This is a genomic window from Polaromonas sp. P1_F6 (assembly GCF_056405695.1).
On sequence record NZ_JBFUBQ010000003.1, the window covers coordinates 132,900 to 155,499 of the forward strand.

The following is a 22,600-nucleotide window of genomic DNA, read 5'->3' on the forward strand; positions in this document are numbered from 1 at the left end:
GTTGCGGGGCGGGTATTTAGCGCAGGATCACGGTCTGGCGCTTCCACGCGGCGTCCTGCGAACGGGCGAAGGCCGCCAGCGTTCCCGGGTCACCGGCCTGCTTCTCGGCCGTCAAGCTGTCCATGCGCGCCACCTCGAAACTGCGGCGCAGGCGCCCGGCAATGCGGGTCTCGCGGGCCAGCAGCATGTGAGGCGTGCCGCGCACCCAGCCGGCAAATTCCACATAGCCCAACTCGGGGCCATTGCTGGCGGGCGGCAGCACCTCAATCGTCCATTGCCCGGATCTTTTGCGAAACACCCACAGCTCGCGCCAGGCGTCCAGCGGCTGCACCGCGAGCGCCAGGGCCTGGCCATCCGGGTGGGCGCTGGCGGACGCGGTCCACACGATGCCGTAGGTGCAGCGCCTGGCCACGGCCTCCTTGCCGGGTTTGCCGTCGGCCTTGTTTTCGTACAGCGCCACGCAGGTTTCGCCGGCCTGGCCCGTCTCGGTGGCTACCGTCAGTTTGGCGAAGCGGGGTAGCGCGGTTTCAGCGCCCCATCGTGAGGCGCCCACTCGAATCGCCGCGTCGTTGTAGTCCTGCCTGTCGTTGTCCGTCAGCTCCAGCTTGTTCACCGCCGCGAGTTCCGCCAGGGCGCGCTGGGCGGCTGCCGTGGGTGCTTCGGCCCGGCGCGCCTGCTCAAACGCCAGGCTGGCGTGCACGCCGGCACGGCGCAGGCGCAAACGGTTTTTGCTGACTTCAGGCAACTGGGCGAACTGCGCGGCGCTGACCTTGTCCAGCACTTCGGCGCGCCACTGGTCTTGCGTGAAGCGGTCCTGCGGATGCAGGTCGGGGCTCATGCAGTCGGGGCGGGTCACGGCCAGCGCGGCGCGTGCGCGTTGCTCGGCGTCGGATGGCAGCGCCAGCACACGGCGAAAGGCCTCGCCGTTGTAGCAAAGCTGCATGCTTCCGTTCTGCTCATAACCCTTAAAGTTCACGCCATAAAAGGTGGCCACTTCCATGTGCGCAGAGATCACGTCACTCGTGGCCTTGCCGTGCTTCATGGAGGCGCGGCGCGCCAGGCGTTCGGCCATGGTGCCCAACGCATCAAAGGCTTCCGCGCCTATGGCGTCTGCCGGCGCGGCCTTGAGGTAAGCGGCCGTGTACGCAATGCCCAGGGCTTCGGCGCCCGGGCTTTCGCGCAGGAAGCGCACCACCGAGAGGAGCTGCGGCGCGTCCTCGGGCTGCAGCGAGACCGTGCGAACCTGACTCACGTGGATGAAGCCCGCGCGTTCACGCCTGTGGTCGTAGACCTGCAGGTAATCCATGCGCTGGCCGCGGATCTCGAGCGCGTCGCCTTGCCACAGGGCCGCCTGCTGTGCGGCCGAATCACGCGGCGCGGCGCGCAGGGTGGCCTGGTCCTGCGTCACGATGGCGAGGGTAAGAAGTGCGGTGGTGATCATTATTCGGCCTCTTCTTTGTCGTTGTTGTCTTGCGTGCCGGCGTCGCGCGGCGCTTGCGCCACGGTGCGGCCGGCCTTGGGCGCGCCGCCCAGCAGGCCCGCGCCCACAAAGCCGCCGCTGGTGGAGGGCGGGGCGATGATCACGGTGATCTTGTCGCTCAGCTTGTCGGCCATGGTCTTCTGGATCAGCAGCGGGTGGCGCGTGATCAGCACGCCTTCGCGCGCCATCTGCTCGCTGTTGATCTTGCCCACGCGGTCCAGCCGGTAGGCTTCGGCATCCGCCAGTTTCTGGCGCGAATCGGCTTCGCCCGATGCCTCGATGCGCCGCGCCTGGGCGCTGCCCTCCGCCGTGCGTATGCGTGACTGCTTGTCGGCTTCGGCTTCGAGCTGGCGCTGCTCGATCTGCTTTTGCTTGAAGGGAAGGACATGTTTCATGGCTTCTTCCTGCGCTTTGGCTGCAATTACCTGTTCACTGGCGGCGGCCTGCGCATTGGTTTCACGGCGTATTTTTTCGGCCATCGCGTCCAGCTCGGTTTCCTTGACGCGCTTTTCCTTCAGGGCCAACGTGTAGCGCATCTTTTCCGTGGCCAGCTCTTCGGCCAGCAGCTTGTCCATGCCCTGGCGGTAGTCGGCGGGCAAGTCGACCTTGCCCATCTGCACCGTGCGCAGCAGGATGCCGTCGGCCGCGAGCTTGGGTTTGAGTTCGGCTTCGATGAGCTGCTGGATCTCGGCACGCTTGCTTGAGAAGATCTCCCGTACGGTGTAGCGGGTGAAGGTCTTGTAGATCACGCCTTGCACGGCGGGCTGTACGATCTGGCCGGCAATGTCGTCAGGCAGGTTTTTCGACAGTGCGTTCACCTTGGTGGGGTCCAGTGCATAACGCACCGTGATGTCCACACCCAGCGACATGCCTTCAATCGACTGGAAGGGCGAGGGGCCGTCGGCACGGCTGCTGCCTTCAGGGCGGTAGACCTGGTCGCGCAGCGAGAAGGTACGCACCTCGTGCAGGCCGGGCAGCAGCAGCAGGGAACCTTCGCGGAATTCGTCGACGCCGCCGGTCAGCTGGTTGGTGCGAATCGCCACGTCGCCGCGCGCCACCGATTCCATGGGAGGGTGCACCCACAGCAGGTAGCCGACCGCGCCCGCCGCGGCGGTGGCGATCATCAGGCCGCTGGCGCTGGCGGCGCGCTGCACCCCTGTGGCAGCGATACGGCGGGTGCCGCGCACCCCCCTGGAAAAGATGGCGCGGATGCGCAGGGAAATACGGCTAAGGCGTGGGTTCATGATGGGCTCCTCCGGTTGGTTTGGCGAGAGGCGCGGGTTGCGCTTTCTCTGGCCTCCATTGTTCGAATCGGGCCCGGAGCATTCAATGCGCCTGCGCGGTGTCTTTGCACGGTTTGGCGGCGGCAACCCTCCGCCAACGGAAGAAACACTCACACGGCCTGGCGCAGGCCACACCCATAATGGCGACACCCCATCCTCTTGAGGCCTCATGACCAAAATTGCCGTGATCGAAGACGACCTGCCCATGAGCAACCAGCTCAAGGGCTGGATTGAATCGGCCCGTCCGGGCATCCAGGTCGACCAGTGGTTCAACCGCGACGACGCCGAGGCCGCCGTTGCCCGCGAAGGCTATGACGCCGTGGTGCTGGACATCGAACTGGGGCGCGAACGCCATGCCGGCGTGGCCATCATCAACGCCATCAACAAGCAGCGGCAGGGTACGCCCGTGCTGGTGGTGTCCGCCATGCCGGCCGCCATCTACCGCAGCATCATGAAAGCTCTGGACGCCTGGGACTATCTGCAAAAAACCACGTTTGAGGAGGCCGACTTCATCGAGACCTTCCTGGACATCCTGCGGACCGCCAAGGCCAAACCCGCAGGCAGGGCGCCAGCCGGCGACAGCCAGGAACTGCAGCTGGACCCGCTGCGACAGAACACCGCCATCTGGCGCGGTCAGCGCGTGAATCTGCCGCTGACGGCGCAACGCATCCTGGCAGCGCTGCACGCGCGCCGCGGCGAGGTCGTGAGTTACGACGACCTCTACCAGGTGGTCAAGAGCGGCCGCAACCGCGACAACATCCGCAAGCACGTCAGCACGATTCGCGACGCGTTCAAGGAAATCGATGCGGCCTTTGACGGCATTGAAAACATCCCGATGCGAGGCTTTCGCTGGGCTGAGGCGCCGGAGCCCCCGCGCGGCAGAGGCAAGGCGTGAAGCTGCCCACCCGCCTGGATGTCGAGCGCCTGCTGCCGGCGCGCGTACCCTTCGGCCTGCGCGTATTTTTTCGCGGCGCTTTTTTTCTGCTGGCACTGGCCACCGTCGCCCTGGCCATCGCCGTGTTGCAAGACGAAAAGGAGCGCAGCTACCGCAATTACCAGGACGGCTTTCGCAAGAACCAGGCGCAGATCGCCGCCAAGCTGCGCCATCCCACGGGCCAGCTGGTGCTGCTCAACCCCACGGCCTACGAGCATGAGGTGACGCCGCTGCGCCCGTTGGTGCTGCCTTTTTCGGCCCTCGATTTCGACGATCGCAACAAGGCCCAGCAGGCAGTGGAGATGGCCGGCTGCCTGGTGCAATACCCCGACGCGGCGTCGATGTGCGTGGCCGTCGGCAACAACCCCTTTGCCGGCGGTTTTCTTTATGCCGTCGGCAGCTTCAACAGCGGGCCCCTGGTGTCGCACATCTCCGGAACGCTGGACTTAAGCCAGGCGCACCGCGCCCGCATCACGGTCGACATGCGCGGGCAGCGCTCCCGCTGGATCGCACCTTTCCAGGCCATGCAGGCCATGGACGAGGGACGCAACGCCTCGCCTCTTGCCAATGCCAGAGGCCGGCTGGTCGGCTTTGCCGATGAGGGCCCGATCACGCCGGCCAGCCGGCCCGTGCGCGACTTCCGCGGCTGGCTTTGGCAAGACAGCCGCTGCGTGGACGGCACGCTGGCGGCAGACCCTGATTGTGCCCGGCGTGCCTTTGTCAGCGTGCGCCTGCCGGTGGAGCTTTTTCGCGAAGCCCTGTTTACCAAAGGGCCTGCGGGCATCGTCTGGCCGCCGGCTGACCTGGACCAGATCAAGGTGCAGGTGGAAATGCTGGCCCCCGGCGAGGGCAAGCCGTTGTTTGACAGCAATGCCGCAGGCGCCACGGCGCCATTCTCATGGGCTGAGCTCACCCCCTTGCTGTTGCCCGGCGAAAAGCTGCGCATCCGCAAGCTGGGCGCCGCCGGCGCCAGCACCGACATCGTGGCGCTGTCCGGCGCAGAGGCGACAGAGCGCTCCTCCCCCTTGATCGCTTACCTGATACGCCGGCTGCAAGTCGATGGCTACGACGCACCCATCACCAGCACCGACATCATCAGCACGCCGCTGGGGCGCTATGAGCTCACGCTGACCGGCGACATCCGCACCGTCAACAAGGCCCTGACGGCTGTGGCCACCCGTGTGTCCTGGTTTGTGGGGGCCATGCTGCTGGCCATCTTTGTGACCTGGCTGGCCATTGAGCTGCGCATCATCCGCCGCATCACCGAACTCACCCGCCGCGCCGCCACCGTGTCCAAGGGCGTGCGCGCCAGCGACAACCTGGCGACGGTTGACCTGGCCGACCTGCGCGGCGGCGACGAGCTGGGTGTGCTGGCCGGCGGCCTGCAAGACCTGCTGCAGCGCGTCAATGAAGACGTGCGCCGCGAACAGATCCGCGTCGCCCAGGAAAAAGACACCTGGCACGCGGTAGGCCACGAAATCATGTCGCCCCTGCAATCGCTCATGGTGCTGCACGGAAGTGCCGACGACCCGGCGCACCGCTACATCAGCCGCATGCAGCAGGCCGTGCGCGTGCTCTACGGCAGTGCGTCGCCCAGCGAAGCCTTTGAATCCACCGCGCTCAATGTGCAGACGCTGGATGCCAATGAATTCCTGAGCCATGTGGCGCGCAACGCTGAGGCCGCGGGCATTCCCGGTGTGGCTTTTGATCCGCTGGCCCAGCCGGTCAGAGTGCGTGCCGACGAGTATTCGCTGGAAGATGTCGTGTCACATGTGCTGCGCAACGCTGATCGCTACCGTTTGCCCGGCAGCCTGATTCGCATCACGCTGTCGCGGCAGGCACAGGAAGGCACAGCGCCCGAGGCAGTGATCAGCATCAGCAACCAGGGCCCGCAGATCGAGGCCGGCCTGTTGGACAAGATTTTCGAGTACGGCGTGTCTGACCAGCCAGATACCGGCGTGGCGGGACAGCGCGGGCAGGGCCTGTTTGTCGCCAAAACCTATATGGCCAAGATGGGCGGCACCATCACCGCGTACCACCGGGATAGCGGTGTTTGCCTGGAGTTGCGCCTGCAGTGCGCTGTCGGCTGATCCCTGATTCCATTGCTAATTCGCTGCGAGAGTAGGCGCGCCGCCGCAGACAGTGCTTAGGGCCTGCCAATGCCATTTATGCAGATGCGTTGCGAGTCAAAAAGGCCTTGAGCAAGGCGCAAAACGCAGGCGGGGCAGACCCCGTCAAGGCGTTTGCAACGCCGCGCAAGGCCTTTTTGATCGCAACCCGGAGGGAATGGGGTGAAAACGGCGCCACTCGGCGTTGCGCTTCTAGCCAGACAAAAGTCTGGGCGTCGTCGCGCGCCTTGATTGGCACCGTTTTCACCCCATTCGCATTTGCAGAAATGGCATTGGCAGGCCCTGGCACGGCAAGGCGGCGTAACGACCTATCGCAGCGAATTAGCAATGGAATAAAAATCAAAGCCCCCAGTGAGCGGTAACTCGCTGGAGGCCTTGTCTTGCCAGACGGACCGGTAAGTCCGCTGCCATGGAAGAAAGTATCTCCCGGGTAGGGCCGAATAATTTGCCTGATTTGCTGCTGAATTTCCCATAAACAGATAAAAAATCTGTAAAACAGAAAATTTCAGATAAATTACCTGAATGGATACTTTAGACCGGAAAATCCTTCAGGTTTTGCAGGCTGACGCGCGCACCAGCCTGCAAGACATCGGTCAGGCCGTGGGCCTGAGCCCCTCGCCCTGCTGGGGCCGCATCAAGAAGATGGAGGAAGCCGGCGTGATCGAGGGCTACACGGTGCGCCTCAATGCGCAGGCGCTGGGCCTGGGCGACACGGTGATGGTGCAGGTCACGCTGGACAGCCATTCCGACAACACGTTGGAGAAATTCGGCGAGACGCTGGCGGCGATCCCCGAGGTGATAGAGGCTTATCTGGTGTCCGGTGAATACGACTACCTGCTGCGCATTGCCGTGCACGACACCAAGGACTACGAGCGCCTGCTGCGCGAGCGGCTCTACAAGATCAAAGGCATACGCCACAGCAAGTCCAGCTTTGTGCTGCGCACCCTCAAGAAGGCTGACCTGCCCCTGCTGACGGGCTGAGCCAGGCGAAGGTCAGCGCTGACAGCGGCCGGTGGGGCCGGCTGACAGCTGCGCGGACCTCACCCGCCCACACTGACGAATGCCCCGCACCAAGCAGGGCGCTGGCATTGCCGTCATTTCATCAGGGGGTTTTATGCGATCGATTGCCCGTCAACGCGTCTGGCATGTTCTGCTGCTGTGCGCGGCATGCGCCTGTACGCTGGCCGCGTGCGGCGACACCGCCCTGTTGCCGCCGGAGGCCGGTATGGGAGCCAATCCAACCCTGCCCAAACCCAGCAAGACCCTGTTTCCCACGGTGAACATTGCGCCGGCCAAGGGCTGGCCCGAGGGTGCTATGCCCACGCCCATGGCGGGCCTGGGCGTGACGGCCCTGGCTGGCGGCCTGGACCATCCGCGCTGGGTCTACGTGCTGCCTAACGGCGACGTGCTGGTGGCTGAAAGCAATGCGCCACCCAAGCCGGAAGATGGCAAGGGCATCCGCGGCTGGTTCATGAAAAAGGTGATGGGCCGGGCCGGCGCCGGCGCGCCCACGGCCAACCGCATCACCCTGCTGCGCGATGCCGACGGCGACGGCAAGGCCGAAAGCCGCAGCGTGTTTCTGGAAGACCTCAACTCGCCCTTCGGCATGGTACTGGTGGGCAACGATTTCTACGTGGCCAACACCGATACTGTTGTGCGCTTTCCTTACCAGCCGGGCCAGACCCGCATCACGGCGGCGCCCGTCAAGGTGGTGGACCTGCCGGCCGGCCCCATCAACCACCACTGGACCAAAAATATCATTGCCAGTCCGGACGGCAGCAAGCTGTATGTCACCGTCGGCTCCAACAGCAATGTGGGCGAACGCGGCATGGAGGCCGAAACTGGCCGCGCCGCCATCTGGGAGGTCGATGCCAAAACCGGCAGCCACCGCGTGTTTGCCTCTGGCCTGCGCAATCCGAACGGCATGGGTTGGGCACCCGGCAGCGGCGCACTCTGGACGGTGGTGAACGAGCGCGACGAGATCGGCAGCGACCTCGTGCCCGACTACCTGACTTCGGTGCGCGATGGTGTGTTTTACGGCTGGCCCTACAGCTATTACGGCCGGCACGTGGACGACCGCGTCAAGCCGCCGCGTCCGGACCTGGTGGCGCAAGCGGTTTCACCCGACTACGCGCTGGGCTCCCATGTCGCGCCATTGGGCATGGTGTTTTCAGAAGGCAATGCGCTGCCGCCATCACTGGCCATGGGAGTTTTTATCGGTGAACACGGTTCCTGGAACCGCGTGCCGCACAGCGGGTACAAGGTGGTGTTCGTGCCTTTTCGCCAGGGCTTGCCGGCCGGTTTGCCGGTGGATGTGCTCACGGGTTTCCTGAGCCCCGAAGGCCATGCCTACGGCCGGCCGGTGGGCGTGGCGATGGACAAGCGCGGCGCGCTGCTGGTGGCTGACGATGTGGGCAACGTGGTCTGGCGGGTGAGCGCTAGCCAGCCGAAATAGAAGGTTTGGGTTTCTTAAGGGGAAAGTGCCTGAAGCCCTTATGTGATGAGCGCAAGCAGCTATTAATTTAATAGCGGTCACGCTGCCTGAATCGCATCAGGCTGTCGGCAACACCATGTCGGCGGTGCCGGGGCAGACCCAGCGGGGGTGTTCCCGCGAGGTGTCTATGCACCCGCCCGATACATACACGCCCTTGGGTTCACGCATGCGCAGCATCAGTTCCAGGATTCGTGCCGTCTCGGCCGGGTCGGTGCTGGAGGCCTTGACGCCGGCTTCCACGATGCTTTCATTGATACGCAACTCGCCGGCTTCGTCGGTGTAGGTGGCATGCCGCCAGTGAAACAGCTCCAGGCATTTGGCCGTCAGGGTGTAGGGCTGCTCGCGTTTCCAGAAGTTGGTGAACTGCCCGTTGCCGATGTAGAACACCCAGGAGCCTTCATAGCCCGAAACGTCCGAAGAGTGTTCATCGGGGTTTCGGAACCATAGCCGGTCGCCGGGCACGTAATACCTGGGCGGCAGGGGTTGTTCCATCGTGCCGTATTCGCGCAGGAACACGTCGTGGAATTTGCCCGACATGATGGCCTGGCGCTCCCAGCGCTGCTGCAGCGCGGCCAGCAACGGCGGGTTGCAGGTTTCGAGTTCCTGCGCGATGGCCAGCAGGATCACGTATTCGGTCGCGCGGTAGCAGGAAAAGGAATACAGCTTGCCCGAGGCCTCGGGTTGGGTGGCTTTTTCCAGGGCGGGAATCAATGCGTGACCGGGCTTGACGGTAAAGCCAGCGTCTTCCGAGTAGACCCAGCAGTCCTCCGGCCGGTTGACTTCGGTGGTGTGAAATTCCAGTGCAGTCTTGCGCGCAGCCAGCACGATGTTGCGGCGTATGCGCACTGCCGATGCCAGCTCCGCATGGCTGGGAAATTCAAACGCGACCGGGCTGAGCAGCATGGCCAGAAGAATCTCTCGTTCCAGGTCTTCGCTGTTGTTCAGCGTATCCAGCTGCAGCCGTTCTGCCAGGCCCAGGGTGTCCAGGCCGGGCGCCCATTGTGCGGCGAGGCCGTCCGGCAGGCAGAAGCTTCTTGCGGCGGTGGAGCCCGGAAAAATCTCCCTGGTTTCCACGGCGTCCTGCAGGCCGAGCTTTTCAAGCTGCACCAGGAAACTGTAAGTGGAAGCTGCCAGCGCGCCGGTTGTTTCACCGTGAAGGCGAATTCCGACAGGACGAAGGCTGGGCATCAGGGCGGCGGTCATATTGCCGCAAAGTATCTTTGCTTGTGGTCGATTCGGCAATGGCGGAAAAACCACGAAGCCGGCTGCTCGCGGGCACGGTCAGGCGTAAGTAATCCAGCTTGCGTGTTCGGGCGCGTCCAGGTGTGGCAAGGTGTTGTAGGTCACCAGCATGTGCCGCTTGGGCGTAAAGGCAAACTCGGTAAGTGAGCAGTTGCGTATGCGCAGGTTCAGCTCTATCGTGGTTTCAGGGCTGGTGCCCAGCACATGGCCCACAGCGGTCGAGATGGGTCCGCCGCTGGAAACCAGCAGCACATTGCCGTTGTAACTGGCACGAATGTGGTTCAGGACAGAGGTTACACCCTCAACAAACCCGGTGTAGCTTGGCATGCCCTGGGGGCTGACCACGCCGGCCATCCACTGTGCCAGCCCGTCACGCAACAGCCGGAAGTGGCCGCGGTATTCCTCGGGCGTGGTGGGTTTTTCGAGCTTGTGCGGGTGAATGGCGCCGATGACTGCGTGGCTGTCATATTCATTGAGCCCGGGACGCTGTGTGGCTTGCATGGTGATACCCATGCCTTCACAGATCCCGGCAAAGGTATTGATCTGCCGCTGCAGCGTGCCGGTGAAAGCGGCGTCAAAGGTGATGCCCTTGTACTTGAAGTACTCGCCCAGACGCACGCTTTGCTGGCGCCCCATGGGGCTGAGCACGTCGTAGTCGTCTTCGCCAAATGAGGCCTGGCCATGGCGCACGAGGTAGAGGGTTCCCATGGCTGGAATTGTGTCGTGCGTGGCAACTGCGGCCAGTCACGCGTGCGACCGGTGCCGGCACCCAAAGGCCAATCCAGCCGGGGCCGCGGAACCGGCTTTGCCGGGCCGCAGGCGCAGCGCCCCCTCGGGGGGCAGCGCACTACGCGAAGCGAGAAGCGTGGGGGCCGGCAGCTAGCACCTTGGCGACAGTCGCCGTGTCCACATTCCCGCCGCACAAGGTGGTGCCCACCACCAGGCCTTTGAGCCGGCCGCGCTCCTGCATGGCCGCAGCAAAACTTGCCGCACCCGCGCCTTCGGCCACGTTGTGTGTGTCGGCATAAAGGTCGCGCATGGCCTGGGCTACTTCGTCGTCCGTCACCTTCACGACGCGTTCCAGGTGCGGCAGCAAAATATCAAGTGCTGCCTGGTCGGCGACGCGGCAGGCCATGCCGTCGGCCAGGTAGGTAGTCACCGGTGCTTCAATCACGCGCCCCGCGGCCAGCGAGTCGGCGTAGGTGGTGGCGTGCGCGCTGACCACGCCCACGATGCGCAGCTTGCGGCCCAGCGCCAGCTTGGCGGCAACGGCCGAACACGCGCCCGAGCCCTGGCCTATCGGCACATACACCACGTCGAGTTGCGGCACCGCCAGCATGAATTCCCACCAGTAGGTGCTGACGCCGCGCAGCAAATCCGCATGAAAGCTCGGCACCATGTGGGCGCCGCGTTCGGCAGCCAGCCTCTTTGCAAACTCGCGGCTTTCCTGGAAGTCGTTGCCGTGCTCGATCAGTGTGACGCCCAGTGCGCGCATGGCGGCGTTTTTCTCCACCGCATTGCCATGCGGAACCACGATGGTGCAAGGCACGCCGTGCGCGCGGGCGGCCCAGCCTATGCTCTGGCCGTGGTTGCCGCGTGTGGCGCTGATGGCTTCTCGCGGCAGCTCGCCGCGTTGCCTGAGTGCCTCAAAGTAGGTGAGCCCGCCGCGCAGCTTGAACGCGCCCACCGGTGTGTGGTTCTCGTGCTTGATCCAGCAGTCGGCGCCCAGCCGCTGGCTGGACAGGCCCCAGCGGTACTGCGGCGTGGCCTGGAACTCGCGGTAGACGACACGGGCCGCATCTTCAATCTCCTGCAGCGAAGGCAGCATGCTGTTCCCCAGCTCCGGCGCGCGGTCGAGTACCGTGCTCATTGGGTGGCCTCCGCTTTGCGAGCTGCGGCATTCGCCTTGGGAACGGCCCGGCGGCTCATGCGGCCACCCGCTTTTCAGTCAGCAGGCGCAGCGCCAGCAAGCCCAGCACGGTGCCCATCACATAGCGCTGCACGCGCATCCAGCTGATATTGCGGTTGAGGAAACCGGCAATCGCCGCGGCGAAGCAGATCAGCACTGTGTTCACACCCGTGCTGACGCTGATCTGCACGGCGCCCAGCGTCAGGCTTTGCAGCAGCAGGTCGCCGCGTTCTGGGTGCAAAAACTGCGGGAAGAACGAGAGATAAAACATGGCGACCTTGGGGTTGAGCAGGTTGGTCATAAAACCCATGAGGAAGAGCGTGCGCGGCGGGTCGTGCGGCAGCTCGCGCGTTTCAAAAGGCGCCAGGCCCCCGGGCTTGACGGCTTGCCAGGCCATCCAGAGCAAATAGGCCGCGCCCGCCACCTTGATCGCATCAAAGGCCAGCGGCACGGCCAGCAGCAGTGCGGTTAGCCCGAACGACGCGGCCAGCAGATGGACGACAAACCCCAGCGCCACGCCGCTAAGCGATACCAGCCCGGCGCGGGGGCCCTGGCACAGCGTGCGTGAGATGCAGTAAATCATGTTAGGCCCGGGCGTGAGCACCAGCACCAGGGCGGCGAGAGCAAACCAGGCGAGTTCAGTGGACGTCAACATTTCAGGCTCCTTTGGATTCCAGGGTGACGAGGCCGCGCGGCGTCTGCAGCGTGGCGATGAGATTGGGCGGGCCTTGCGAGAGGCCTACACCGGCCAGCCCTATGGCCTCGTAGCCGCCGCGCAATGCGTCGGGGCGCGGGTGGCTGGCGTGCAGCGATTGCAGCGTGACGCCTGAGGGCGCCATGCCATCGGCCGGATGCACGTCGCCCCACTGGATCAGCGTGGGCAGCGCACCGTAAAACAGCCTCTGACCATCTTCACGCACGGTGATTTTCCAGCTGAGCTGGCCTTGCGGCGTCATGCGCGAGACGTCCAGCGCCTCACCGCGATCCAGCCCCAGGCGGGAAAGCGCCCGCACCGCCGCGATCACACGGGGCGTCGAGGCGACAAAGTGCGCGAGCTGCGGGCCGGTCTTGCTCAGCCGCAGCTGCAACTCATGATCATCCAGGTCATACCAGCGTCTGGCCGGTGCCGTACGCGGGGTTTGCTTGTCCGGATTGATTGCAATGATTTCGAAATAGGCGCGTGGAAAGGCCGGCGAGGCCACTGTGAAGAGCCGGTTGTGCGTGCCCATCAGCGGATGCTCGCCGCCCGGCCCGGGCGTGATGCCCAGCACGCGTTCGCACCACTGCACGCCTTCGGCGAGGCCGGCCGCCACCACCACGAGGTGGTCGACCTGTGAGGCCAGCGGCGGGAGTGCGGTGCTGCGTTCCATGGTGAGGGCTGGTTCCTAAAGCGTCACGCTTCCGTCAATGCAGGTGACCGATTCGCCGCCCACCCACACCTGGCCGGCTGCATCGCGCTCGATATGCACCTGACCGGCGCGGCCCAGGCAGACACCTTGCGAGGCGGTATAGCGCTCGGGCGCGTGGCCTTCGGCAATCAGCCACTGGGCCAGGCTGGCATTGAGGCTGCCGGTGACGGGGTCTTCGTCGACGCCGATGGGAGCGGCGAAGGCCCGCACTTCGAAATCAGGGGTTGTTTCAGGTGCGGAGGCTGCGAACGCCTTGGCTTCGCGGTTGGCGCGTGCAATCAACGGCGCGGTTTCCTCACGTGGGTAGCGCGCCACCACGCCGACTTTGGTGCCCAGCTTGGCCAGCGCCTTGTGATCGGGCGCCAGTTGCAGCACGGTCTCCGGGCTGTCCAGCAGCAAGCCCAGCCACATCGGGCCGTTGTCCAGGCACTGGGCGGCGAGGATGCTTGTCGCTTTTAATCCCAGCGCGCCGGCTACCTGTGCCAGCAACGAGGGGCTGGGCGCGGAGCGCTTCAGGGCCGGCGCGGCAAATGCGAGGCGCCTTGTGCCCGTCTCGCGGCGAATCTTCACCAAGCCTACTTTGCACTCCTGCACGATAAAGTCTTTGCTGTGCGGTTGCCCACCGGCTTCCAGCCAGCTGTGGCAGCTGCCCAGCGTGGGGTGGCCGGCAAAAGGCAGTTCGCCGCCGGGTGTGAAGATGCGCACGCTGTAATCAGCCGTGGCGTCTGCGGGTGGCAACAGGAAAGTGGTTTCCGAGAGGTTGGTCCACTTGGCAAAGCGCTGCATGGCGGCGTCATCCAGGCCGCTGCCGTCGATTACCACGGCCAGGGGGTTGCCGAAGTAAGGGGTGGGTGTGAACACGTCGACTTGCTTGAATGCGCGCTGCTTCATGGGGTTTCTCGGTTTTCCAGGATAGGTTTGAAGATTTATGACAAAGGCAGGTCCAGCACGCCGCGCGTGGCGGGCCGTGCCAGGAGGGTTTGGTACCAGCGGTCCAGGTGGGGCCGAATGGGCCGCGGCTGCGGCAAGCCGAACCAGCGGTGCATTTCGCAGCCCAGCGGGATGTCGGCCATGCTGAACTGGTCTCCGCCCATGAACGCATGGTCAGCCAGGTGCGCATCGAGCAGTGCCAGCAGCGCTTCGGTGGCGGCTACGGACTGCGCGATCAGTTCTGCATTGCGCTGCTCCGCAGGCGTGCGAATCCACTGCACGAAAGCCGTGCGTCCGGCCGGGTTGAAGGTGGTCTGCTGCCAGTCCATCCACTGCTCGGCGGCAAAGCGTTGCGGCAGCGCTGTGGGATAAAAATTGCCTGGCGAGTGCTTGGCGCACAGGTAGCGCACGATGACATTGGACTCCCAGATGAGCACTTCACCGTCTTCCATCAGCGGGACCAGCGCATTCGGGTTCTTGCGCCGGTAATCGGCCTCCTTGACGATACCGAACTGGCCCCCGGCGTCGGTTCGCTGCATCGTGAGCCCCAGCTCCTGCGCGGCCCACACGACTTTTCGCACGTTGATGGAGCTGATGCGCCCCCAAAGATGAAGCATGTCAGACCCCTTTCGCGTTCATCATGCTGCCGCGCGCAGTTGAGGCACGCCGGCAGGTAGTTGCTCGCGTATGGCCGCAGCCAGCGCGGCGATGCCGATGTTGATCTGCTCGACGCTGGACGTGACGAACGAGAGGCGCAGCGTGCGGGCGTCGGCATGGTCGGCGTAGAAGGCCCAGCCGGGCACAAAGGCCACGTTGCGCTCCACGGCCTTGGGCAGCAGGTCGATGGCGTTCATGCCTTCAGGCAGGCGCACCCACAAAAACATGCCGCCGGCCGGTGTGTTCCAGCTCACACCTTCGGGCATGCCCTGCTTCATCGCGGCCAGCATCGCGTCGCGCTGCGATTTGTAGAGCGCGCGAATGGTCGGCACGTGGCGGTCCAGGAAGTTGTTCTTCATGGTCTCGACCACCATGCGCTGGTTAAAGCCCGGCGTGTGCAGGTCGGCCGCTTGCTTGGCTTGCAGCAGCTTGGGGTAGAGCGACTTGGGCGCGACCAGAAAGCCCAGGCGCAAACCCGGCGCCAGGATTTTCGAGAACGAGCCCATGTAGACGCAGCCTTCCGGGTTGCGCGCGGTGAGCGGCAGCGGCGGCGGCGTGTCAAACCACAGGTCGCCATAAGGGTTGTCTTCGACGATGGGCAGGCCCAGGCGCGCAGCCTCTGCGCTCAGCGCGGCACGGCGCGCCTCGGTCATGGTGCGGCCGGTCGGGTTCTGGAAGTTGGGCAGCACGTAGAAGAAGCGCGCGCCAGCAGCTTTGCTGGCGAGATCCTTGATGTCCACGCCTTCGTCATCGCTGGCCACGCCGACGATTTCGGGCTCCATCGGTGTGAAGGCCTGCAGCGCGCCCAGGTAGGTGGGCGTTTCCACCAGCACGCGGCTAGCGGCGTCGATCAGGATCTTGGCGATCAAATCCAGGCCCTGCTGCGAGCCGGTGGTGATCAACACCTGCGCTGGGTCCACATCCCAAGGCAGCATGGCGGCCACCATCTCGCGCAGCGGGGCGTAGCCTTCGCTGGCCGCGTATTGCAGCGCGGCATGGCCGTCTTCGCGCAGCACCTTGTCGCACGCTTCACGAAAGGCGGCGACCGGAAAGGTCTTGGGCGAGGGCAGTCCGCCGGCAAAACTGATGATGCCGGGCTTCTCCGTGACCTTGAGGATCTCGCGGATCACCGAGGGGTTCATTTTTTTGGCGCGCTGCGCTTGGGTCCATTCCATTTCACTCTCCTCCTGATGGGCTGTCAAAGACAAGCCTGGTCACAAAAACTTCTGCAAGGCATTTAGCTAAAGCGCTGCCGCGACGGCGGCCGGCGGCAGGGTGAGTCAACGCGTTCATTCTGCACCCCTTCCTCGCGCCTGCATGGCGTGAATCAGGCTCACGGCCTGCGGCGCCACGCTTCCCGGAATTCCCCAGTAATCAAAGACGCCGCCGTCGGCCGCGTGGTGCCCGCAGACGACAAACACCCCCGTTCCCAGCTGCTGCTTGAACTCGCTGGCGAGCCAGCCTACAAAGCCGCTGTTGGGAATATCGGGCGCGAAATGCAGGCACACCACGGCGTAGCGGTCCTCGGCTTTCGTGGATGCCGATGCGGGCAGCAGCGCGCTCCAGACCGCATGGTCGCGGACCAAAGCGAGCGCTTCGCTGGCAGGGTTTGCGACCAGATGTACAGGAAACTGCGCCAGGGGAAACTCGGCGAAGGTGTAGTCGCCCGGGAGCACGTCCACACGCGCGTGCGCCATCACGCGCAAAAGCCGTTTGTGTGTTTGTTCGGGGGTTTCCGGCGTCACGTCCATTGGCTTGGTTCCGCTGTTGTCACGATGGCACGCCGGACGTTTCCGGCGTCATGGGCTGCTCCTGCAAATTCGCCTCCAGGTGGGCAAGTCCCCGCGCGACGTATTCTTCCTTTTCACCGACCGGGGCAAAGTAGTGCAGCACCTCACGGGCTTCGTCAATGCCCTTCAGCCGGGCAATCAGCCATGCGGAAATGTATTGCGCGGACATGCAGCCGCCCGCGGTCGCCAGGTTACCCTTCGCAAAGAAGGCCTGGTTCAGGATGCTCACCCCGGCTGCCTGAACCCAGGGCTTGCTGGTCAAGTCCGTGCACGCCGGCATTTGGCCGACAAGCCCCAGCTTGGCGAGCAAAAAGGTCCCGGAGCACTGCGCTGCGATGAGCTGCCTTTGCGGATTGAGCTGCAGTTGGCCGAGGATGGACGCATCGTTGGCGACTTCGCGCGTTTTCATGCCGCTGCCTATCAGCACGGCATCAGCCTGGTTGGCTTCCCTCAGGTTGATATGTGCATCGATGGTGAGGCCGTTCATGGACGTCACCCGCTCGGTGGGACTGGCAATGCTGACTCTCCAGTCGGCATCACCCCGCAGCGAAATGCGGCTCAGCATTCCGTAGGCTATCAAGGAGTCCAGTTCGTTGAAGCCGTCGAAGGTAAGGATGGCGATATGCATGAAAGCTGTCCTGATGCGGGTTGAAATAGCTACTTCACTGAAAGAAGAAAAAACGTTGCGGTGAATCGGTCTACCGGTACCGGCGGTGGAGACGGTTCGCGACGGGTCAGTCCACGATAAACAGTTTGGCCCCCGAAGGCGAGGTCGACCGGTGGGCCTCGGCGCCGTCTGCCACCTGGTAGCTCATGCCGGGCAACAGCACATGCACACTGCCGTTGTCCAGTTCCGTCTGCAACTCGCCTTCCAGGCAAAGCAGGATGTGGCCTTTGCTGCACCAGTGGTCGGAAACATAACCGGGTGTGTACTCCACCATGCGCACGCGCACATCGCCAAACTTGCGAGTGCGCCAGAAGGCCTTGCCTTCCAGGGCGGAATGTTCGGTGCGCTCCACGTTGGACCAGTCGGTGGTGCCGAAGGGGATTTCGTTGATTTGCATGCTGTTTACTCCGTGACCGACACGATGGCTTCGATTTCCACTGCAAATCCGCGCGGCAGGGAGCCCACACCGACTGCCGAGCGCGCATGGCGGCCGGCCTCACCGAATACCTGCACCAGCAGATCTGAGCAGCCGTTGATGACTTCGGTATGACCCATGAAGTCGGGTGTTGCGTTGACCATTCCCAGCAGCTTGACCACGCGCCGCACGCGCGAAAGTTCGCCCAGGGCGGCCTTCATGGTGGCAATCAGGTTCAGTCCGACGTCGTGGGCATGGTCGCGGGCTTCCTCCGCGCTGATCTCGCGCCCGACCTTGGGCACCACGGCCAGGTCTTGCCGCAGCGGCGAGCCCTTGCCCGACAGGTACAGCATGGAACCGTCGAGCACCCAGGCATCGAAATTACCGCGAGGTGTCACGACGGGCGGCATGATCAGGCCGAGTTGCTGCAGGCGTTGTTCGGGGGTCATCGATGGTTCCTTGTTATAGGAGATATCCTGGAAAGAAGTGCAAAAGCGGCGGGTCGCTTCATGCCCACTTCATGCCCGTTTCCGCTGGTTGGGCGTGATGTGCGCGATGGTGCCGTCGCCGTAAGAGCGCAACACCTGCGAGATGACGATGTGAAAACCTTTGTACCACTGCGTGTACTGGCGTTTGGCTTCCAGGTGCTTGGGGTGTGCTGAAAAAACGCGCAGCGATTCTTCGGTTTCCCAGAAGTAAGTGGCATTGGTCAGCACGCCATCCGGCGAACGCCAGGACTCCGCGCCCAGGTAGCCAGGCGTGGCCTGGGCGGCTTCTTCGATCAGCGCGTCCAGCGTGTGGAACCGTTCGTCGTAGGTGCCGGGTTCAAAAATAAAGGCGGCTGAGTACATCACAACTTTCTGGTGTTAAGCAAAGAGCCAGGTTCGGCGGCCCGGACGCGAGCGCCTGACTGCACCGGCATTTTTTTTCCGATGAAAACGGTGGCAATCACGGCCAGCCCGAAGCCGACGGTGACGGCGTCCAGGTGCTCGCCAAGCAGCGGCACAGAAAACAACATGGACAAAAACGGCTGCACCAACTGCACCTGGCTGACACGCACCGTACCGCCGAGCGCCAGGCCGCGGTACCAGGCAAAAAATCCCAACCAGGCCGAGAACACCGCCACGTAGGCAAAGCCGGCCCAGGCGCTGACCTTGAGTGGTGCTGTGGGCCAGCTGAAAAGAGACAGGGGCAAAGTCAAGGGCAGCGAGAGCACCAAGGCCCAGCAGATCACGTGCTCGGCGCGCATGTGCTGGGACAGCCGCGCACCGTAGCCGTAACCGACGGCCGCGCACAAACAGGCGGCCAGCAACAAAAGGTCAGCAAAATGGATGGACAGCCCGCCCACACTGTTTGAACGCAGCATGGCGAACAGAACCACCAGCGCGCTGCCCAGTGCCGCACACAGCCAGAAGCCGGCAGACGGACGCTGGCGGTGCAGCAGGGCGCCCACCGCCGCGGTGGCCAGGGGCAGCACGCCGAGAATGACGCTTGCATGTACGGCTTCCACGTAGCGCATGGCGATCGAGGTGAAGAGCGGAAAACCAAACACCACGCCGCCCGCGGTGACGGCCAGCGGCAGCCAGTCCTTTCGCTGCGGCAGCGCTGCGCGGGTGGCCAGCAAAAACACCGCCGACAACACGGCCGCCACCGTGGCCCGCCCGAGCGCGATGAAAACGCCCGACATCTGCGGCGCATCCGGCGTGCCCACGGCCAGGCGTGTCATGGGCAGCGTGACGGCAAAAATCACGATGCCCAGCAAGCCGAGCCATAGCCCTTTGGTTGTGTCGGCAGATGTGGACGTCATATAAAAAGCATCCAGATGGCGGTAGCCACGAGTACCAGCGCCATGGCGCGGTTGAACCACTGGAGCCGACGCCCGCTGCCGGACGGGCCGGTCAGCCACTCGCGCAACAAAGATCCGGCGAGCGCGTAAGTGAGGTTGCTCACAAAAGCGTAGGCCAGCATCACAGGTAATACGATGGCCAGTCGCGCGGCCGGCGCCTCGCGGCCGGCAATCCAGCCGCTCACGATGGCCAGCGCCAGCATCCATGCCTTGATGTTGACAAACTGCAGTGCGGCGCCTTGCCAGAAAGTGACGTTCAGGCGCGCCGCGTCCGCCTCGCTCAACTGGCGCGACTGTGAAATCTTCCAGGCCAGCCACAGCAAGTACGCCACGCCGATGATCTTCACGGCCCAGCTCAGCAAGGGCACGGCCAGCACCAGTGCGCCCAGCCCCAGGGCACACACCAGCAGCAGTACGCCCCAGCCGACCGGCACCGCGCAGACAAAAGGCAGTGCGCGTTTCAACCCATGGTTGGCTCCCAGTGCGGTTGATAGCGTCGTGTTGGGTCCCGGCGAAAAGCTCATCGCCGTTGCCAGCACCAGTAAGGCCGTAAATTCTTGCCAGTTCATGCTTTCAACTTTATAGTTGAAAGCAATACACCACCAGTACAGTTGTTGGTACAAATTCCCAAACTGTATTGGTTAAATTGTCAGCACACATGCCGCCTGCAGGGCGTGCCAAGGCCACACCATGTTGATGAAAACCGCTTCACAGTCCCTGACCGAACAGCTGTCGGCGCGCTTTGCCGAACGCATCCGTAGCCGGCTGTTGGCCCCTGGTGCGCGCCTGCCTTCTGTGCGGCTGTGCGCCGAGCAGCAAGGTGTAAGTGCCTCCACCGTGGTGGCGGCTTATGACCAGTTGCTGGCGCAAGGCCTGGTGGTGGCGCGCAAGAACCGCGGTTTTTTTGTCCGTGATACTTCGCTTAATGCGGCGCTGGCGCAGGCTCCTAAAGCGCCGGCAGCTATAAAAAATATAGCAGACGCAAAAACTGGTACGCCCGCGGGCCACACCCCCCCGGGCGCCTGGAGCACTGCGACCTGGATGGCCACGCGCCAGGCGCCGGTGGATGCGACGGCGCTGATCCGCGGGATGTTCCACAAGGTCAGCAACAAGCCGCAACCCGGCATGGGCGTGTTTCCACCAGACTGGCTCGAAACCACCTTCATGCCGGCCGCCGTCCGCAAAGTCACCAGCGTCAGCGCGTTGCGGGACTTTTCGCTCCAGTACGGTGAACCCATGGGCGACAGCGGCCTGCGCCGCGCGCTTTCGCAGAAGCTCAGTGCACTCAATGTGCACGCCGCGCCCGAGCAGATCATCACCACCGTTGGCGCCACCCATGCGCTCGACATCGTCAGCCGGACGCTGCTGCGTGCCGGGGACTGTGTGATGGTGGAGGAGCCCGGCTGGGCGGTGGAGTTCGCCCGGCTGGACGCTTTAGGCATGCGCATCCTGCCGGTACCGCGCCGCGCCGACGGCCCGGACCTGGCGGTGATGGCCCAATACTGCGAAATCCACCAGCCCAAGCTGTTTGTCAGTGTCAGCGTATTCCACAACCCGACGGGCTACTGCCTCACGCCCGGCAGCGCCCACCGCGTGCTGCAGTTGGCGATGCAACACAACTTCCACATTGTTGAAGACGACACCTACAGCCACCTGGCGCCTGAGCATGCCACGCGGCTATGCGCCCTCGATGGGCTGCAGCGCACGATTTATGTCAGCGGCTTCGCCAAGATCCTGGCACCCGGCTGGCGCGTCGGCTTCATGGCCGCACCCCCCGACCTCATCGAGCGCCTGCTGGACACCAAACTGCTGGCCACGCTAACCACGCCAGCCCTGCTGGAGAAGGCGCTGGCCTGGTGCATAGATCAGGGCCAGTTACGCCGGCATGCCGAGCGTATTCGCACCCGGCTTGACGGCGCGCGTGCACGCAGCGTCAAATTGGCCCTGGCTCACGGCTGCACATTTGCTGCGGAGCCCGCCGGCCTGTTCGGCTGGGTGGACACGGGCGTCGATACCGATGCGTTGTCCCAGCGCATGCTGGACGAGGGCTACCTGATTGCGCCTGGCGGCTTGTTTCACGCGGCGCGCAAACCCAGCACATTGATGCGCATCAACTTTGCAACCACGCAGGAGGCTGCGTTCTGGAAGGTGTTTGCGCGCTTGCGTGATGCCGTGAGGTAACTTTCCTCCTTTTTTCGCGGCTTGCCCTGGCAGAACGGGGCCGGCAGTGAAGAAGCGAGCTTTGAGCGAGCTTAGTGCCGAGTTCGGGCCGCTTGTCTTCGCCGCTGCCCGCCGGGAACGGTCGCGACTATGCGGGTATGTCTTCCGCCCGCCATGCTCCGCGTTGGAGTTCGCCTGGCTTGTTGCGCCTGGAGCGTTGCTCTTTCCTCCCTTTCCTCCTTGTTTTCCTCATCCTCCGGCTTCCCGTTGGCGCTGCCCGGCTACCTATCCCCTTTCGAAAATGACACTCGGCTTGGCCGGTAATCTGATGGTCGTTTCTATTGGTTACGAGTTAACTCTAATTGATCAACTGAAGATCCGGTTTTTAGTTAATTTCCATTAGTTTTTTCAGAGTTTTTGGTGGATTTCCAATGTTTTAACATGTAACTTACTGTTTCAATTGATCAAATTGAAGGCTGAAATTCAACTAAATACGGACATTTGTGCGATTTTTCTCACGGAATTTTTGTTTTTATTCACATCTATTGCGTTCATGTGAAGTAATCGAGGCTCTGAAAGTTGATAAGTAACATAAAGTTACGTCTCAAATACATATCGATGCGCATATGTTGCCGGCCCTACATGGATCTGCCTCCGAGCCAGCCATTTGCCGAGAGTCACGAAAGGACGTTACCCATGAAATCTGCCCTGAAACTTTGTATTTTTGCCGTCGGGCTGGTGTTTGGCCAGGCCGTGCTGGCCCAAGCCTCGCCGGTGTCTTCCCAGCTCCTGGCGCAGCGCGTGGAGATGGTGGGCGGCAAGCCCGTGCTCAAGCCTGCCGGCGATGGCAAACCGGGGGATGTCCTGCAGTACAGCGCAACTTACCGCAATACCAGCGCCGCTGCAGCCGGCAAGCTTCTGGCAACCATACCGGTGCCTCCGGGCACCACCTTTATCGCGGCAAGTGCCGAACCTGCACAGGCCCTGGCCTCCACGGATGGAACTGTCTTCGCACCCATGCCACTGACGCGCATGGTCAAGCAGGCCGACGGCAGCGTGCGCAAAGAGCCCGTTCCCCTGGCTGACTATCGCGCCTTGCGCTGGGAAACCGGCACCTTGGCCGCAGGCGCCAGCACCGTGGTCAGTCTGCGTGTGCGTATCGATTCACCTGCGGCCGCACTGGCTGCCAAACCGTGATGACGGCCAGCTTCCTTCGCAGCTGCGCCTCCCGCCATGCGGGCGGCGCATTTCGCCT

The 22,600-nt window shown here is 63.6% G+C and carries 23 protein-coding genes; 6 read left to right on the top strand and 17 right to left on the bottom strand.

The window, feature by feature from the left end:
• Nucleotides 1-16: 16 nt before the first annotated feature.
• Together AC1DY9_RS10275 and AC1DY9_RS10280 are read right to left on the bottom strand one after the other, a co-directional pair.
• Nucleotides 17-1,441, bottom strand: coding sequence for a hypothetical protein (locus AC1DY9_RS10275; RefSeq protein WP_457281431.1), 1,425 nt, complete (start codon nucleotides 1,439-1,441; stop codon nucleotides 17-19).
• Nucleotides 1,441-2,724 (bottom strand): SPFH domain-containing protein, encoded by a 1,284-nt coding sequence (locus AC1DY9_RS10280; RefSeq protein WP_457281430.1) that lies wholly within the window; start codon nucleotides 2,722-2,724, stop codon nucleotides 1,441-1,443. Before AC1DY9_RS10280 ends, AC1DY9_RS10275 begins: the two co-directional genes overlap by 1 nt.
• Nucleotides 2,725-2,932: 208 nt before the next feature.
• On the opposite strand from AC1DY9_RS10280, the gene AC1DY9_RS10285 reads away from it, so the two are divergent.
• The 4 genes from AC1DY9_RS10285 to AC1DY9_RS10300 all read left to right on the top strand — a co-directional run bounded on the left by AC1DY9_RS10285 (nucleotide 2,933) and on the right by AC1DY9_RS10300 (nucleotide 8,281).
• Complete coding sequence (locus tag AC1DY9_RS10285; RefSeq protein WP_477666461.1) at nucleotides 2,933-3,658, top strand: response regulator transcription factor; 726 nt, start codon at nucleotides 2,933-2,935, stop codon at nucleotides 3,656-3,658.
• On the top strand, nucleotides 3,655-5,787 hold the full coding sequence (locus AC1DY9_RS10290) for a sensor histidine kinase (protein ID WP_477666462.1): 2,133 nt from the start codon (nucleotides 3,655-3,657) through the stop codon (nucleotides 5,785-5,787). Before AC1DY9_RS10285 ends, AC1DY9_RS10290 begins: the two co-directional genes overlap by 4 nt.
• A 561-nt stretch (nucleotides 5,788-6,348) precedes the next feature.
• Nucleotides 6,349-6,807, top strand: a complete 459-nt coding sequence (locus AC1DY9_RS10295) for an Lrp/AsnC family transcriptional regulator (RefSeq protein WP_457281426.1) — start codon at nucleotides 6,349-6,351, stop codon at nucleotides 6,805-6,807.
• 133 nt (nucleotides 6,808-6,940) lie between these two features.
• Nucleotides 6,941-8,281, top strand: a complete 1,341-nt coding sequence (locus AC1DY9_RS10300; protein WP_477666759.1) for a PQQ-dependent sugar dehydrogenase — start codon at nucleotides 6,941-6,943, stop codon at nucleotides 8,279-8,281.
• Between the two features lie 96 nt (nucleotides 8,282-8,377).
• Here the strand turns inward: AC1DY9_RS10300 and AC1DY9_RS10305 are convergent, their stop codons facing one another.
• The 15 genes from AC1DY9_RS10305 to AC1DY9_RS10375 form a co-directional block, all read right to left on the bottom strand.
• Nucleotides 8,378-9,508, bottom strand: a complete 1,131-nt coding sequence (locus tag AC1DY9_RS10305; protein ID WP_477666760.1) for a hypothetical protein — start codon at nucleotides 9,506-9,508, stop codon at nucleotides 8,378-8,380.
• 93 nt (nucleotides 9,509-9,601) lie between these two features.
• Entirely contained in the window at nucleotides 9,602-10,270 is a 669-nt protein-coding gene (locus AC1DY9_RS10310) for a histidine phosphatase family protein (RefSeq protein WP_457281425.1), read from the bottom strand.
• A gap of 139 nt (nucleotides 10,271-10,409) precedes the next feature.
• Complete coding sequence (locus tag AC1DY9_RS10315; RefSeq protein WP_477666463.1) at nucleotides 10,410-11,432, bottom strand: threonine dehydratase; 1,023 nt, start codon at nucleotides 11,430-11,432, stop codon at nucleotides 10,410-10,412.
• Nucleotides 11,433-11,487: 55 nt separating this feature from the next.
• Nucleotides 11,488-12,126 (bottom strand): LysE family translocator, encoded by a 639-nt coding sequence (locus AC1DY9_RS10320; RefSeq protein WP_457281423.1) that lies wholly within the window; start codon nucleotides 12,124-12,126, stop codon nucleotides 11,488-11,490.
• Between the two features lies 1 nt (nucleotide 12,127).
• Complete coding sequence (locus AC1DY9_RS10325; RefSeq protein ID WP_477666464.1) at nucleotides 12,128-12,841, bottom strand: VOC family protein; 714 nt, start codon at nucleotides 12,839-12,841, stop codon at nucleotides 12,128-12,130.
• A 15-nt stretch (nucleotides 12,842-12,856) separates the two neighbouring features.
• Nucleotides 12,857-13,771: a PhzF family phenazine biosynthesis protein gene (locus AC1DY9_RS10330; protein ID WP_457281421.1), complete on the bottom strand. Its 915-nt coding sequence runs from the start codon at nucleotides 13,769-13,771 to the stop codon at nucleotides 12,857-12,859.
• Nucleotides 13,772-13,806: 35 nt separating this feature from the next.
• Complete coding sequence (locus tag AC1DY9_RS10335; RefSeq protein WP_457281420.1) at nucleotides 13,807-14,427, bottom strand: glutathione S-transferase family protein; 621 nt, start codon at nucleotides 14,425-14,427, stop codon at nucleotides 13,807-13,809.
• Between the two features lie 21 nt (nucleotides 14,428-14,448).
• On the bottom strand, nucleotides 14,449-15,642 hold the full coding sequence (locus tag AC1DY9_RS10340) for an aminotransferase-like domain-containing protein (protein WP_477666465.1): 1,194 nt from the start codon (nucleotides 15,640-15,642) through the stop codon (nucleotides 14,449-14,451).
• Nucleotides 15,643-15,756: 114 nt separating this feature from the next.
• A complete protein-coding gene (locus tag AC1DY9_RS10345; protein WP_477666466.1) occupies nucleotides 15,757-16,218 on the bottom strand; it encodes a DUF6196 family protein in 462 nt (153 codons plus the stop codon).
• A gap of 19 nt (nucleotides 16,219-16,237) precedes the next feature.
• Nucleotides 16,238-16,885, bottom strand: coding sequence for a DJ-1/PfpI family protein (locus AC1DY9_RS10350; RefSeq protein WP_477666467.1), 648 nt, complete (start codon nucleotides 16,883-16,885; stop codon nucleotides 16,238-16,240).
• A 106-nt stretch (nucleotides 16,886-16,991) separates the two neighbouring features.
• Nucleotides 16,992-17,321, bottom strand: coding sequence for a DHCW motif cupin fold protein (locus AC1DY9_RS10355; protein WP_457281416.1), 330 nt, complete (start codon nucleotides 17,319-17,321; stop codon nucleotides 16,992-16,994).
• 5 nt (nucleotides 17,322-17,326) lie between these two features.
• Nucleotides 17,327-17,788, bottom strand: a complete 462-nt coding sequence (locus AC1DY9_RS10360) for a RidA family protein (RefSeq protein ID WP_457281415.1) — start codon at nucleotides 17,786-17,788, stop codon at nucleotides 17,327-17,329.
• Nucleotides 17,789-17,857: 69 nt separating this feature from the next.
• Nucleotides 17,858-18,190, bottom strand: a complete 333-nt coding sequence (locus AC1DY9_RS10365; RefSeq protein WP_457281414.1) for an antibiotic biosynthesis monooxygenase family protein — start codon at nucleotides 18,188-18,190, stop codon at nucleotides 17,858-17,860.
• Nucleotides 18,190-19,146, bottom strand: coding sequence for a DMT family transporter (locus tag AC1DY9_RS10370; RefSeq protein WP_457281413.1), 957 nt, complete (start codon nucleotides 19,144-19,146; stop codon nucleotides 18,190-18,192). The genes AC1DY9_RS10365 and AC1DY9_RS10370 overlap by 1 nt, the downstream gene beginning before the upstream one ends.
• Complete coding sequence (locus AC1DY9_RS10375; protein ID WP_457281412.1) at nucleotides 19,143-19,754, bottom strand: LysE family translocator; 612 nt, start codon at nucleotides 19,752-19,754, stop codon at nucleotides 19,143-19,145. Before AC1DY9_RS10375 ends, AC1DY9_RS10370 begins: the two co-directional genes overlap by 4 nt.
• Before the next feature lie 121 nt (nucleotides 19,755-19,875).
• Here AC1DY9_RS10375 and AC1DY9_RS10380 point away from each other — a divergent pair, with 121 nt between their 5' ends.
• Together AC1DY9_RS10380 and AC1DY9_RS10385 are read left to right on the top strand one after the other, a co-directional pair.
• Nucleotides 19,876-21,366 carry an aminotransferase-like domain-containing protein gene (locus AC1DY9_RS10380; protein WP_457281411.1) on the top strand — a complete coding sequence of 497 codons (1,491 nt, stop codon included), beginning with the start codon at nucleotides 19,876-19,878 and terminating at the stop codon, nucleotides 21,364-21,366.
• Nucleotides 21,367-22,041: 675 nt separating this feature from the next.
• Nucleotides 22,042-22,542 carry a hypothetical protein gene (locus tag AC1DY9_RS10385; protein WP_477666468.1) on the top strand — a complete coding sequence of 167 codons (501 nt, stop codon included), beginning with the start codon at nucleotides 22,042-22,044 and terminating at the stop codon, nucleotides 22,540-22,542.
• Nucleotides 22,543-22,600: the final 58 nt, after the last annotated feature.